Below are 13,670 nucleotides of genomic sequence, written 5' to 3' on the forward strand. Positions count from 1 at the left end.
GGGGCTTTTTTCTGTTGTTGCAAATCAGCAAACCCCTGGGTGCAAACGCGAGTCCGTCAGATTCGGATCAGGTCGCCTTTCCGGCATATCGGGGCAGGCTGTCCTCGATGTTCAGCCAGTGCAGATGCTCGGCGTGAAAAACGTGAAAGCGGGGTGCGGCATCTTCGGGGTTTTCCAAGGTGGCGGTATAGAGGTGAATGTTCGCCCGGTCTCGGGCATTGCGATATGCCATCGGTGTGCCGCAGGTGCCGCAGAACAGGCGTTCGACATCCTCGGACGATCTGTACACGCACGGCGCATCCCCCGACCACGTCACAGAACCATGGGGCAACCCGATGAACGCCGTAACCGGGGCAGCGCAGTTACGGCGACAATCCGCGCAATGACAGTAGCAGCCCCACGCGATCTCGGCATCGCTGGCCCATCGCACGGCGCCACAGTGGCAGTGACCTTTCATGATGACCTCCCTCGGCGGGGCGGCCAGACCGGTCGGGCCGCCGTGTTCAACCGTAATGCGCGACGGGTGTTCCGGCAATTGCCGCCATGTTCAGCAGCCCGCGTGCGGTGATCGAGGGTGTTACGATATGCGCCTTGTTGCCCATGCCCATCAGGATGGGGCCGACCTCGATGCCGTCGGCCTTCATCTTCAGAATATTGCGCACACCGCTGGCCGCGTCCGCATGGGCAAAGATCAGAACGTTGGCAGCCCCCTCCAGGCGCGAGTTGGGGAAAATACGCTCGCGCAACTCGGGGTCCAGGGCCACGTCCAAGTTCATTTCGCCTTCATAGATGAAATCGCGGGGCTTGCTGTCCAATATCGCGATCGCTTCGCGCAGGCGTTTTCCCGAGCCCTCGGCCTGATTGCCGAATTGAGATTGCGAGCAGAAGGCGATCTTGGGTTCAACCCCAAAGCGCCGCGCATGCCGCGCCGCGCCGATCGAGATCTCGGCCAGTTCCGCCGGGGAAGGCAGTTGATGCACATGGGTATCGGCGATGAACAGAGGCCCGTCTTCGAGGATCATCAGCGACAGCGCGCCATGCGGGCGCAGATCGCCATCGCCCAGAACCTGTCCGACATAGTTCAAGTGCCAGCGATACTCGCCGAAGGTGCCGCAGATCAGGCTGTCTGCCTCGCCGCGATGCACCATGATGGCGCCGATGGCGGTGGTGTTGGTGCGCATGATGGCCTTGGCCAGGTCGGGCGTCACGCCGCGGCGCTGCATGATCTGGTGATAAGAGTTCCAGTAGTCATAGTACCGCGGGTCGTTTTCCGGGTTCACGATCTGGCAATCCTGACCGGGGCGTATGGACAGCCCCAGCTTTTCGCAGCGGGCCTCGATCACCTCGGGGCGACCGATCAGAATGGGCGTTTCGGTGGTTTCCTCCAGAATGGCCTGGGCGGCGCGCAGCACGCGCTCGTCCTCGCCCTCGGCAAAGACGATGCGGCGCGAGGCGGCCTTGGCGGCCTCGAACACCGGCCGCATCAGCAGGGCCGATTTGAACACGGTCTGGTTCAGGCGCTCCTTGTAGGCTTCGAGGTCTGCGATCGGGCGCCTGGCCACGCCGCTTTCCATCGCGGCGCGGGCCACAGCCGAGGACACCACGCCCACCAGCCGCGGATCGAATGGCTTGGGGATCAAGTAGTCGGGGCCAAAGGTCAACTGCTCGCCCTTGTAGGCGGCTGCGGCCTCGGCGCTGGTGGTGGCGCGTGCCATTTCGGCGATGCCTTCGACGCAGGCAATCTGCATGGCATCGTTGATCTCGGTCGCGCCCACGTCCAGCGCGCCGCGGAAGATGAACGGGAAACACAGGACGTTGTTCACCTGGTTCGGGAAATCGCTGCGCCCGGTGGCGATGATGGCGTCGGGGGCTACTTCGCGCGCGGCATCGGGCAAGATCTCCGGGGTCGGGTTCGCCAGCGCAAAGATGATCGGCTGTTTGGCCATGCGCGCGACCATCTGTGGCTTCAGCACGTTCGGCCCGCTGAGGCCCAGAAACAGGTCGGCGCCGTCGATCACCTGATCCAGCGTGCGCAGGTCGGTCTTTTGGGCGAATTGGTCCTTGTGCGGGTTCATGTCCTCGTCCCGGCCTTCATAGACCAGCCCGTGAATGTCGCACAACCAGATGTTCTCGCGCTTGACCCCCAGCTTGACCAGCATGTTCAGGCAAGCGATCCCCGCCGCGCCGCCGCCGGTGGAAACCACCTTGATATCCTCGAACCGCTTGCCGGCTACGTGCAGCGCGTTGCGCGCAGCGGCCCCCACCACGATGGCGGTGCCGTGCTGGTCGTCGTGGAAGACAGGAATGTTCATCCGCTCGCGGCACAGTTTCTCGACGATAAAGCAGTCGGGCGCCTTGATGTCTTCGAGGTTGATAGCGCCGAAGGTAGGCTCCAGCGCGCAGACGATATCGGCCAGTTTCTCGGGATCGGGTTCGTTCAACTCGATGTCGAAACAGTCGATGCCGGCGAATTTCTTGAACAGGACGGCCTTGCCCTCCATCACCGGCTTGGAGGCCAGCGCGCCGATATTGCCCAGCCCCAGCACCGCAGTGCCGTTCGAGACGACGGCCACAAGATTGCCGCGCGCGGTGTACATCTCGGCTGTCGTCGGGTCGTTTTTGATCTCCAGGCTGGCCTCGGCCACGCCGGGTGAGTAGGCGCGCGCGAGGTCGCGGCCGTTGGCCATGGGTTTGGTCGCCTTGACCTCCAGTTTCCCAGGCTTCGGATGCGCGTGGTAATCAAGTGCGGCCTGGCGCAGGCTGGGTTTGTCGGACATGTCAAAACTTCCCGTTTTGGAATTTAGTTTAGTGTTAAACTATTTCTTACGCAGGGGAAACCACGAATTCGCGTGTCGGCCGGTTCGACCCTGGCTTGCAAATTTCCGAAACGCCCCCCACTGTCCCGCGCAGAGGAGACCAGCATGACCGACACCATAGCCGAATTCCGCATTCCGACCCAAGAGTTGCGAGACGACATTCCGTTCTACACCAAGGTTTTGGGCATGCGGATGGACATGATCTATCCGGCGGATGACCCTCGGGTTGCGGTGTTTTCCGGGCATGGACTGCGCCTGCGTGTGGAAAAGGACGCGCCCGAGGCGCCGGGCACCTTGCGTATCCTCACCGAAGACCCGGACGGGTTCGCCGGCGGTCAGCGCAGCCTGGTCGCCCCCAACGGCACCCGCATCGAGATCGAGGAGCGCAACCCGCCCCTGGTGATGCCCGAGACGGTTCATTCCTTCGTCGTCCGCAGGCTCAAGGATCAGGCGCCCTGGATCATCGGGCGCGCGGGCATGCATTACCGCGATCTGGTGCCCGACCGGCTGGGCGGGTCGATCATTGCCAGCCACATCCGCATTCCCGACGGCGGCCCGGTCCCGGACATGGTCCATTTCCACAAGGTCGGGTTCCAGCTGATATTCTGCATCTACGGCTGGGTCGATGTCGTCTACGAAGATCAGGGCGACAAGATGCGCCTGACCGCCGGTGATTGTTTCATCCAGCCGCCCGAGATCCGGCACCGCGTACTCGAAGCGTCGGACAACGTGCAGGTAATCGAAATCGGCGTTCCGGCCGAGCATGTCACCGAGATCGACCACGAAATGCAACTGCCCACGCCGCATTACCGCCCCGAGCGGGAATGGCAGGGGCAGCGGTTCGTCTACAACCGGGCCGAAGGGGCAGAGTGGCAGCCATTCCGCCTGCCGGGCTATCAATGCCGCGACACGACGATTGCCAAAAACACCAAGGGAGTGGCAGGCGTTCAGGTGGTGCGCCGGGGGCAGGGCGACCCGGTCTGGGCTAGCCATGATGCCGATATCCACTTTACCTTCGTGATGAATGGGGCCGTCACCTTGGAAGGTGAAGGCCGCGAACCCTATCGCCTGGAGCAGGGCGACGCCTTTGTCATCCCACCCGGAATGCGCACGCGGCTGGCCGATCCGAGCGACGATGTCGAACTGCTTGAAGTGACGCTGCCGGGGTATTTCAAGACCGATCTGGGCTGACGCGCGGGCGCGCCGACTTTCCGTGCAGATGGGGCTTCAATTCCCCGGCGGATTTCCAGTAGGGTATGGCATTCTGACCAGTTGATCAAAAAATCGGGGAATCGCCATGTCGTTGAAAGAAGCAGCCCTCAAGGTGCGTGAAAACGCCTATGCGCCCTACTCTAATTTCAAAGTGGGCGCCGCGGTCCGCACCCCGTCGGGCGCGGTGTTCGCGGGCTGCAACGTGGAAAACGTGGCCTATCCTGAAGGCACCTGCGCCGAGGCCGGGGCGATCGCCGCGATGGTCGCCGCCGGAGAAAACATGCTGGCCGAGGTCTATGTCGTGGCCTCGAGCCCGCAACCGGTGCCGCCCTGCGGCGGGTGCCGGCAGAAACTGGCCGAGTTCGGGGACAAGGACGTGGTGGTCACCATGGCGACGGTGGACGGGGTTGAGACCCGCACGACCATCGGCGAGCTGCTGCCCGGCGCTTTCGACGCTTCGTTCATGTAAGGGCCGCGCCCATGGACGCCCGCTCGATCATCGCGAAACTACGCCGCCGCGAGGTGCCGGATGCCGGCGAGCTGGCGTGGTTTGCCCAAGGTCTGGCCGATGGAAGCGTCAGCGACGCCCAGGCCGGAGCCTTTGCTATGGCCGTCTGCATGGGCGGGCTGGGTCCCGAGGGCCGCGCCGCGCTGACGCTGGCCATGCGGGACAGCGGTGAAGTTCTGACCTGGGATCTGGACGGTCCGGTGATCGACAAGCATTCGACCGGCGGTGTGGGGGATTGCGTCAGCCTCGTGCTGGCCCCGGCGCTGGCGGAATGCGGGGCCTATGTGCCGATGATCTCGGGCCGCGGTCTGGGCCATACCGGCGGGACGCTCGACAAGCTCGAGGCGATCCCCGGCGTGTCGACCCAGATCGGCCAGGACCGGTTGGCCCATATTTTGGCCGAGACCGGTGCCGCCATCGTCGGCGCGACGGCGCAGATCGCCCCGGCGGACAAGCGGCTCTATGCCATCCGCGACGTTACCGCCACGGTCGAAAGCCTCGATCTGATCACGGCCTCGATCCTGTCCAAGAAACTAGCGGCCAGCCCCGATGCGCTGGTGCTGGACGTCAAGGTTGGCAGCGGGGCCTTCATGAAAACGCTGGACGAGGCGCGCATGCTGGCGCAGGCCTTGACCGAAACGGCCAATGCGGCCGGGTGCCGGACCTCGGCCCTAATCACTGACATGAATCAGCCGCTGGCGCCCGCGCTGGGCAACGCCTTGGAAATCGCCGAAGTGATGAAGGTGCTGACCGGTGGGCAGCCCTCGCCCCTGGCCGAGATTTCGGTCGAGCTGGGCGGTGTTCTGTTGTCTGACGCTGGTATGGTCGGCGACGTGCAGACGGGGCGGGACATGATCGCCGAGGTAATCCGCGATGGCCGCGCAGCCGAGCGGTTCGGCCGGATGATGGCCGCGGTGGGCGGACCGCTGGGCCTGGTCGAGGACTGGACGCGCTATCTGCCCGAGGCCAGCGTGATCCTCGAGGTGACGGCGCAGGACGAAGGCTATGTCACCGCGATGGATGGCGAGGCGCTGGGCCTTGCGGTCGTGGCGTTGGGCGGTGGCCGGCAGGTGGAAAGCGACGTGATCGACCCGGCGGTGGGCCTGTCGGCTCTGGTGCGGCTGGGCGACAAGGTCTCGGCCGGAATGCCGCTGGCCGTGGTCCATGCCGCGCGCGAGGATGCCGCACAGCGGGCCGCGCAAACCGTGCGCGCCGCAATCACCATCGGCCCGGCGGCCGTTCCGGTGCCGGAGCTCGTACAGGAAAGGATCCTTGCATGAGGCGCGCGTTCCTTGTGGTGATGGACTCGGTGGGCATCGGCGGCGCGCCGGATGCCGACCGGTTCTTCAATGGCGACGTGCCGGACACGGGCGCCAATACGGTGGCCCATATCGCGCAGGCCTGCGCCGAAGGGCGGGCCGAGGATGGCCGGTCCGGGCCGTTGCGCCTGCCCAACCTCGATGCGCTGGGGCTTGGGGCGGCGGTGCGACTGGCTTCGGGCGCGGATGCGCCGGGGTTGGAGGCCGACCCGACCGGCCTGTGGGGCTGCGCGCGCGAGCATTCGCCGGGCAAGGACACACCTTCGGGCCATTGGGAACTGGCCGGGCTGCCGGTGCCGTGGGACTGGCACTATTTCCCCGACACGGTTCCCGCGTTCCCTAAGGATCTGACCCGCGCCGCCGCACAGGCCGCCGGAACCGAGGGCATTCTGGGCAATTGCCATGCCTCGGGCACCACGATCATCGCCGAACTGGGCGCGGAACACATGCGCACCGGCTGGCCGATCTGCTATACCTCGGCCGACAGTGTGTTCCAGATTGCTGCGCATGAGGAGACTTTCGGGTTGGAGCGCCTGTACCAGATGTGCCGGACCCTCGCCCCCATTCTGCACAAGATGAAGGTGGGCCGGGTGATCGCCCGCCCCTTCGTGGGATCGCCCGAACAGGGGTTTGTCCGCACCACCAACCGCAAGGATTTTGCCATCACGCCGCCCGCACCGGTGCTGACCAACTGGGCGCAGGATGCCGGGCGCAATGTGCATGGCGTGGGCAAGATCGGTGACATCTTCTCGATGCAGGGGATCGACACGCTGGACAAGGGCTCGGACGCCGATCTGATGGGTCACCTGTCGCGCCTCGTGGACAGCGCCGGGGACGGCAGCCTGACATTCGCAAATTTCGTCGAGTTTGACAGCCAGTACGGCCACCGGCGCGACATCTCGGGCTATGCCCGCGCGCTGGAATGGTTCGACGCCGAGATCGGGCGTATCCTGCCCCGGCTGCGCCCGGGCGACCTGTTTCTTCTGACCGCCGATCACGGCAACGACCCCAGCTGGGTCGGCACCGACCACACCCGCGAACAGGTGCCGGTGCTGATCGCCGGCCTGGGGGCCGGACAGATCGGGCAGGTCAATTTCGCCGACGTGGCCGCCAGCATCGCACATCACCTGAGCATTCCGGCGCAAGGGCCGGGAAGGACCTTTCTATGACCGTCGCAGACCTGCCCAAGATCGAACTGCACCTGCATCACGAAGGCGCGGCTCCGCCCGGCTTCATCCGCCAGCTGGCGCAGGAAAAGAAGGTTGACCTGAGCGGCATCTTCAAGCCCGACGGCAGCTATGACTTCCGTGATTTCGGGCATTTCCTCAGCGTCTACGAGGCCGCCTGCGAGGTCTTGAAAACGCCCGAGGATTTCCGCCGCCTGACGTTGGCGATCCTGGAAGAAAGCGCGGCGAACGGGGTGGTCTATTCCGAAACCTTCCTCAGCCCCGATTTCTGCGGCGGGGGCGATCGGCACGCCTGGCGCGACTATCTGGCCGCCATTCAGGATGCCGCCGACGAGGCCGAGCGCAAGTTCGACATCACTCTGCGCGGTGTGGTGACCTGCGTGCGCCATTTTGGGCCCGACAAGGCCAAGCGCAGCGCGCTGTGCGCCGCCGAAACCGCGGGCGACTGGATCACCGGGTTCGGCATGGGCGGGAACGAGGCCATGGGCCAGCAGGCCGATTTCAAATGGGCCTTCGACTGCGCGCGCGAGGCCGGATTGCGCCTGACCACCCATGCCGGCGAATTCGGCGGCCCCGAAAGCGTGCGCGATGCCGTACGCGCGCTGGGGGTCGAACGTGTGGGCCACGGCGTGCGAGCTATCGAAGACCCCGATCTGGTGCATGAACTGGCCGACCGGGGCGTCACGCTCGAGGTCTGCCCGGGCTCAAATGTGGTGCTGGGCTTGTACCCGGATTTCGCGACCCATCCGATCGCGCGGCTGCGCGAGGCGGGCGTGAAGGTCACGGTTTCCACCGATGACCCGCCGTTTTTTCATACCACCATGCGCCGCGAATATGAGATGCTGGCCCAGGCCTTCGGCTGGGACGCCGAGGATTTCGCCGCGCTGAACGACACCGCCCTGAACGCCGCATTCTGCGATGAAGAGACCCGCGCAAGGGTCAGGAAAAGACTGGAGAACACATGAGCGAACATCTGACCGTCGTCGACCACCCACTGGTTCAGCACAAACTGACGCTCATGCGGGACAAGGGCACCTCGACCGCCTCGTTCCGGCAACTGCTGCGCGAGATCACGCTGCTGCTGGCCTATGAGGTGACCCGCGATCTGCCGCTGACCACGCGCAACATCGAGACCCCGATGGAGGAGATGGACGCGCCGATTCTGGCGGGCAAGAAGCTGGCGCTGGTGTCGATCTTGCGTGCAGGCAACGGGATGCTGGATGGTGTTCTGGAATTGGTGCCCTCGGCCCGGGTCGGTTTCGTCGGCCTGTATCGCGACGAAGAAACGCTGCAACCGGTGCAGTACTATTTCAAGGTTCCCGAGGGGCTGAAAGACCGGCTGGTGATCGCGGTTGACCCGATGCTGGCCACGGGTAACAGCTCGGCCGCGGCGGTTGACCTGCTGAAGCAGGCCGGCGCCACCGACATCCGGTTCCTGTGCTTGTTGGCCGCCCCCGAAGGTGTGGCGCGCATGAAAGAGGCGCATCCCGATGTCAAAATCGTGACCGCCGCGCTGGACCGCGAGCTGAATTCCAAGGGCTACATCATGCCCGGCCTCGGCGATGCCGGCGACCGGATGTTCGGCACCAAATAGGCGCCTAGTCGCTGCAGATGTTCTGCAGCCGCACCCAGTCGCGGTCGGGCAGGACCTGGTCCAGAGGCTCAGTTGCCATCGGGTCGGCCTCGATCAGGGGCAGAACCGTTTCGCCGGTGATGTCGCGCGCATAGGCATAAGGCGTCGAAGGCAGTCGGGCGTGGGCAAAGCTCTGCAGCAGGGTCTCATCCGCGATTTCCGGGCGCGGGTCCGACAGGACCTGCTCGGTATAGGCGTCGATCTGCCCGGTCGTCAGCCCGCCTGTGGTCAACAGGTGAAACGCGGCGGCGCTGCCCGTCCGGTCCAGCAGTTCGTCCAGAGGGTCCTGCTGTGCGGCACGGGCGCGCTCGGCGATTATGTATCCCGCGGCGACGGCCGGGTCCTCGTAGTCTTCGACAAGCGCCCGGTTCAGCAGAACGATGCCACCGGGCAGGCCTAGGCTGTCTTGCACGCCCGCGGGCAAGATCACGACCCGGCGCACCCCGGTCCGCTGCGCAAGCGCCCGCAGCGACGCCTGCGCGTCGCGCGTGTTGCAGGCCCGACCCGAAACGCGTTCGATCCGGCGCAGGACCATCTCGCCGATTTCCTGGCGCTTGATCTGCGGCAGAACGCTCACGACATGGGATTGCAGCGCGCCCGGTAACCAGAAAACAAGCAGCGCCACCACCGCGGCCGCGACGCCGCCGACGCTGGCCCAGCGCAGGCGTCCGGGGTGGGGACGGGCACGTTCGATGGCACGCTGCAGCTTGTCGATGGCCTCGATCATGGTCGTTTCCGACTGGTCGAGCTCCAGCGTCTCGCCCGGGTCGCCGTCGGGGTTGTAGATGGCCGGAAAGACGCCGGGGTTCTGGCGCTCCAATGCGGCCAGAGACCAATGGGTCAGCGGTCGGTCGTTGAAGTCGGAAATCGTCAGTGTCGCTTCGCCGATTGACACCACGACCTCGCGCCGTTGTTCGTCCGGCGACGGGCGCCACAGACCGGTGGCTTCGATCCGTTGGTATTGTTTGAATGCCGTCTTCACGGTGGGCTGCTCGTTATGATTTGGCCAAGTCCTATCACGTTCGGACCGAACGGCGCAAACCTGTTGCACAACCGGTGCCGGGCATGTTCCACTGAACCACTTGAAAGTACCAGAATACCAAAGGGGCCAGGGTGATCCTATCGACGGGGCGGTCTTTCATCTTCATTCATATCCCGAAAACCGGGGGAACGTCGCTGGCGCTTGCGCTCGAGGCGCGTGCGATGAAGGACGACATTCTGGTGGGAGACACGCCCAAGGCGCAACGGCGACGGCGGCGTCAGCAGTCGCTTGTGACCGCGGGCCGCCTGTGGAAACACGCGCGTCTGTCCGATATCGAGGGGCTTGTACCGCCCGACCTAATGCCCGCCATGTTCGTCTTTACGCTGGTGCGCAACCCTTGGGACCGGATGGTCAGCTACTATTACTGGCTGCGCACACAGACGTTTTCGCACCCGGCGGTCGGCTTGGCCCGGACGCTGGATTTCGCTGGTTTCGTACAGCACCCGGACATCCGCCGATCGTTCCGGCAGAACCCGGCGCGTAGCTAGGTCACCACCGCCAAGGGGCAGGATCTGTGCAAGGCTTATGTTCGGCTCGAGCATTTCCACGAAGATGCCTGCCCCTTGTTCGATCATCTTGGGTTTGAATTCTGTCTGCCGCATGCAAACCCGTCGAACCGATCGGCAGACTATCGGGACTATTATTGCGCCCAGACCCGCGATGCCGTGGCCGAGGCCTGTTCAGAAGATATCGAGAGATTCGGGTATCACTTCGAATAAAGTAACTGTTTCCCATTTACGTTCAACGGCGGGGCTATTGGTGGAACTGTTCCTGAAACTTGGCCTGATACTCGGTGTGATGGCGTAAAGCCGGCGGAAAAAAGGCAGAAATGAGGCGTCGCTTGGCCTGCCGTGCTACACCTGTTTCAGTTGACAGGTGCCAGAAGGGGGCGGCGCATGTTTGAAGTAGTGAGTGTTTCAGCGGACGAGATGTCCTTTGAAAAAGGGGTTGCAACAACGACGCGCAAGGCTGTTTCGGTGCGGCGCGGAGGGTTGGTGCATGGAACGCGGGTTCTGACCTATGGCGGGTGGGTGCCCGTCGAGGCGCTGACACCCGGAGATCCGGTGCGCACGGCGGACAACGGGTTCCAGCCCGTGCGGCGGGTGTCACAAGACCTGATTTCGGTGCCGGCTGATGAAACCCGTCCGGACTTCCTGCCGGTCCGGGTGCCGGCCGGCGCGGCTTACAACAAGCGGCCGGTCTGGCTCATGCCCGAGCAGGGGATTGCCGTCGCCGCGTCCTGGCTGGATGCGCCGCCGACGGACAGCGCCATCGTCGCCGCGCGGTTGCTCAGCGGGTCTTTTGCCTTTGGTTCGGCGATGCCGGCCACCCGTTTCCCGGTGACTACATTGTTTTTCGATCAGGACGAGATCATTTGCATCGAAGGCGGTCTGAGGGCCTATTTCCCGGCCTGCCGCATCGGGGGCAGAGGGCGTGTAGCGGGGCAAAGCGGTTACCCGGTTCTGGATGCAGAGAGTGGCGCGGCACTGGTAGCGTCCGTCGCGGCGGCGCGCGATCTGTCAGCGCTGGCCTGCCCGGTGTCGGCTTCGGCTGTTGCGGTTCCCGGGGCGCCGGTGGTTCCGGTCAGACCCCTCCGGGGCGAGCGGCGCCCCGGACGCCCGGGGCGGCCCAGACAGCCGGTCCTGCTGTTGCGCGCCGACTGGCAGAGCTGACCCGGTCGAGCCAGCGGGCGGCTGGCGCGTTCAACCACGCGCCAGCACCTGTACGTCAGGCCGCTTTGGCCTCGGGGGCGAAGCGGCCATAGAAGGTCTGACCCTTCTCGGCCATCTCGCGCAGCAGCGGCGGGCAAGCGAAGCGGTCGCCATATTTCTCGGTCAACTGGTCGCAACGCTCGGCGGCGTAGGGCGCGCCGATCATGTCAAGCCAGCTGAACGGACCACCCGACCACGGCGCAAAGCCCCAGGCCAGGATGGCGCCAACATCGCCTTCGCGGATGTCTTCCAGAACGCCTTCCTCCAACGCGCGCACGGCTTCCAGAACCTGTGCGAACATCAGGCGGTCCTGCACTTCCTGCAGCGAGGGCTGCTGTTCGGCCAGCCGATATTTCTCGTGAAGACCGTGCCAGTAGCCGATGCGCTTGCCGTTCTCGTCATAGTCGAAGAACCCGGCCTTGGCCTTGCGACCCAGACGGCCTTGCTCCTCCATCCAAAAGATCAGCTCGTCGGCGGGGCTTTCGGGATAGGCGTCGCCCATCGCGGCCTTGGTCGCCCGCGCGATCTTGGCACCCAGGTCGATCGAAGTTTCGTCGGTCAGCTGTATCGGACCAACCGGGAAACCCAGCTGACGCGCCGCGTTGTCGATCAGCACCGGCTTGACGCCCTCGGTGATCATCCGCGCGCCTTCGTTGATGTAGGGGATGATGCAGCGGTTGCAGTAGAAGAACCGCGCGTCATTGACCACGATCGGCGTCTTGCGGATCTGGCGGACATAGTCCAGCGCCTTGGCCACGGCCCGTTCACCGGTTTCCTTGCCCTTGATGATTTCCACCAGGAACATCTTCTCGACCGGCGAGAAGAAGTGGATGCCGATGAACTGATCTGGCCGCTTGCTGGCCTTGGCCAGTTCGGTGATCGGTAGGGTCGAGGTATTCGAGGCAAAGATGCAGTCCTCGGGGATGATCGCCTCGACCTTCTGGGTCATCTCGGCCTTGACCTTGGGGTCCTCGAACACGGCTTCGATGATCAGATCGCAGCCCGCCAGCTTTTCAAGATCAGGCGTGGCGGTGATGCGGCTCAGCATGGCCTCTTTCTTCTCGGCCGTGACCTTGCCACGCTTCATGCCCTTGTCCAGATAGGCTTCGGTATAGGCCTTGCCCTTGTCTGCGGCGGCTTGATCGCGGTCGATCAGCACGACCTCCATCCCGGCCTGCGCCGAGACCAGCGCGATGCCCGCGCCCATCATGCCGGCACCCAGAACGCCGATCTTCTTGACCGACTGGTCCGGAATGCCATTCGGACGAACGGCGCCTTTTTCCAGCGCTTCCTTGTTCAGGAACAGCGAACGGATCATCGCGCCCGAGGACGGGTTCATCAACACCGAGGTGAACCAGCGCGCCTCGATCTTCAGCGCGGTGTCGAAATCGACCAGTGCGCCCTCATAGACCGCACTCAGCAAGGCTTTGGCCGCCGGGAAGGCGCCCTGGGTCTTGCCGTTCACCATCGCCGAGGCACCCACGAAGTTCATGAACCCCGCCGGGTGATAGGGCGCGCCGCCGGGCATCTTGTAGCCCTTGGCGTCCCACGGCTTGACCAGATCGGCATCCTTGGCGTTCAGCACCCATTCCTTGGCCGCGGCCAGCGGATCGGCTGCGATCTCGTCGATGTAACCTGCGCCCTTGGCCTTTTTCACGTCCAGCATCTTGCCTTCCAGCAGCAGCGGAGCCGCCGCGATGGCGCCCACCTTTCGGACCATACGCGTGGTGCCGCCTGCGCCGGGAAAGATGCCGACCATGATTTCCGGCAGGCCGTATTTGGCCTTGGAGTTCTCGGCGGCAAAGATGCGATGGGTCGCCAGCGGCAGCTCCATGCCGATGCCGGCGGCAGTGCCGGGCAGGGCGGCCGCGATCGGTTTGCCACCTTTCTTGGTCTTGGGGTCCATGCCGGCCAGTTCGATCTTGCGCAGCAGGGCGTGCATCTTCATCGTGCCTTCGAACAGGCCCTTGGCCGGGTCGTCACCCGCCTGTTCATTCATCACCGCCAGCAGATTCAGGTCCATGCCGCCGGCAAACGATCCTTCCTTGCCGCTGGTAATCACGATGCCTTTGATCTCGTCATCGGCGAGGGCCTGATCGATGCAGTCGTTCAGTTCGGACAGGCCGTCGAATGACATCACGTTCATGGTCTTGCCGGGGACGTCCCAGGTGATGATGCCAACGCCGTCGGCGTCTTTGGTCAGTGTAAAATCAGCCATTTTTCTTCTCCTGATCCCCGCCG

General features: G+C 64.4%; 11 protein-coding genes and 1 pseudogene. 8 read left to right on the forward strand and 4 right to left on the reverse strand.

The window, feature by feature from the left end; genetic code table 11:
- Positions 1-67 precede the first annotated feature (67 nt).
- Both AC2FMD_RS04420 and AC2FMD_RS04425 read right to left on the reverse strand, forming a co-directional pair.
- Positions 68-457: a GFA family protein gene (locus AC2FMD_RS04420; protein ID WP_496742179.1), complete on the reverse strand. Its 390-nt coding sequence runs from the start codon at positions 455-457 to the stop codon at positions 68-70.
- A 46-nt stretch (positions 458-503) separates the two neighbouring features.
- Positions 504-2,777, reverse strand: coding sequence for an NADP-dependent malic enzyme (locus tag AC2FMD_RS04425; RefSeq protein WP_496678395.1), 2,274 nt, complete (start codon positions 2,775-2,777; stop codon positions 504-506).
- A 144-nt stretch (positions 2,778-2,921) separates the two neighbouring features.
- Between AC2FMD_RS04425 and AC2FMD_RS04430 the strand changes: the two genes are divergently transcribed.
- From AC2FMD_RS04430 to upp, 6 genes are all read left to right on the forward strand, one after another.
- The gene (locus tag AC2FMD_RS04430; protein WP_496742177.1) at positions 2,922-4,007 is read left to right on the forward strand and encodes a cupin domain-containing protein; all 1,086 of its coding nucleotides are present in this window, start codon (positions 2,922-2,924) and stop codon (positions 4,005-4,007) included.
- A gap of 106 nt (positions 4,008-4,113) precedes the next feature.
- Positions 4,114-4,497, forward strand: a complete 384-nt coding sequence (locus AC2FMD_RS04435; RefSeq protein ID WP_496742175.1) for a cytidine deaminase — start codon at positions 4,114-4,116, stop codon at positions 4,495-4,497.
- Positions 4,498-4,508: 11 nt separating this feature from the next.
- Entirely contained in the window at positions 4,509-5,816 is a 1,308-nt protein-coding gene (locus AC2FMD_RS04440) for a thymidine phosphorylase (protein ID WP_496712680.1), read from the forward strand.
- Entirely contained in the window at positions 5,813-7,024 is a 1,212-nt protein-coding gene (locus AC2FMD_RS04445; RefSeq protein WP_496742173.1) for a phosphopentomutase, read from the forward strand. The genes AC2FMD_RS04440 and AC2FMD_RS04445 overlap by 4 nt, the downstream gene beginning before the upstream one ends.
- Positions 7,021-8,007 (forward strand): adenosine deaminase, encoded by a 987-nt coding sequence (locus AC2FMD_RS04450; protein WP_496742171.1) that lies wholly within the window; start codon positions 7,021-7,023, stop codon positions 8,005-8,007. The genes AC2FMD_RS04445 and AC2FMD_RS04450 overlap by 4 nt, the downstream gene beginning before the upstream one ends.
- The gene (gene upp / locus AC2FMD_RS04455; protein ID WP_490361960.1) at positions 8,004-8,636 is read left to right on the forward strand and encodes a uracil phosphoribosyltransferase; all 633 of its coding nucleotides are present in this window, start codon (positions 8,004-8,006) and stop codon (positions 8,634-8,636) included. The genes AC2FMD_RS04450 and upp overlap by 4 nt, the downstream gene beginning before the upstream one ends.
- A gap of 4 nt (positions 8,637-8,640) precedes the next feature.
- Here the strand turns inward: upp and AC2FMD_RS04460 are convergent, their stop codons facing one another.
- The gene (locus tag AC2FMD_RS04460) at positions 8,641-9,657 is read right to left on the reverse strand and encodes a hypothetical protein (RefSeq protein WP_496794734.1); all 1,017 of its coding nucleotides are present in this window, start codon (positions 9,655-9,657) and stop codon (positions 8,641-8,643) included.
- A 131-nt stretch (positions 9,658-9,788) separates the two neighbouring features.
- Between AC2FMD_RS04460 and AC2FMD_RS04465 the strand changes: the two are divergent.
- Together AC2FMD_RS04465 and AC2FMD_RS04470 are read left to right on the forward strand one after the other, a co-directional pair.
- Positions 9,789-10,436 (forward strand): annotated as a pseudogene (locus AC2FMD_RS04465) (sulfotransferase family 2 domain-containing protein).
- A gap of 177 nt (positions 10,437-10,613) precedes the next feature.
- Complete coding sequence (locus AC2FMD_RS04470; RefSeq protein WP_496794735.1) at positions 10,614-11,390, forward strand: Hint domain-containing protein; 777 nt, start codon at positions 10,614-10,616, stop codon at positions 11,388-11,390.
- A 55-nt stretch (positions 11,391-11,445) separates the two neighbouring features.
- Here the strand turns inward: AC2FMD_RS04470 and AC2FMD_RS04475 are convergent, their stop codons facing one another.
- Complete coding sequence (locus tag AC2FMD_RS04475) at positions 11,446-13,647, reverse strand: 3-hydroxyacyl-CoA dehydrogenase NAD-binding domain-containing protein (RefSeq protein WP_496742165.1); 2,202 nt, start codon at positions 13,645-13,647, stop codon at positions 11,446-11,448.
- Positions 13,648-13,670: the final 23 nt, after the last annotated feature.

This window comes from Ruegeria sp. BHSC276, from assembly GCF_059612945.1.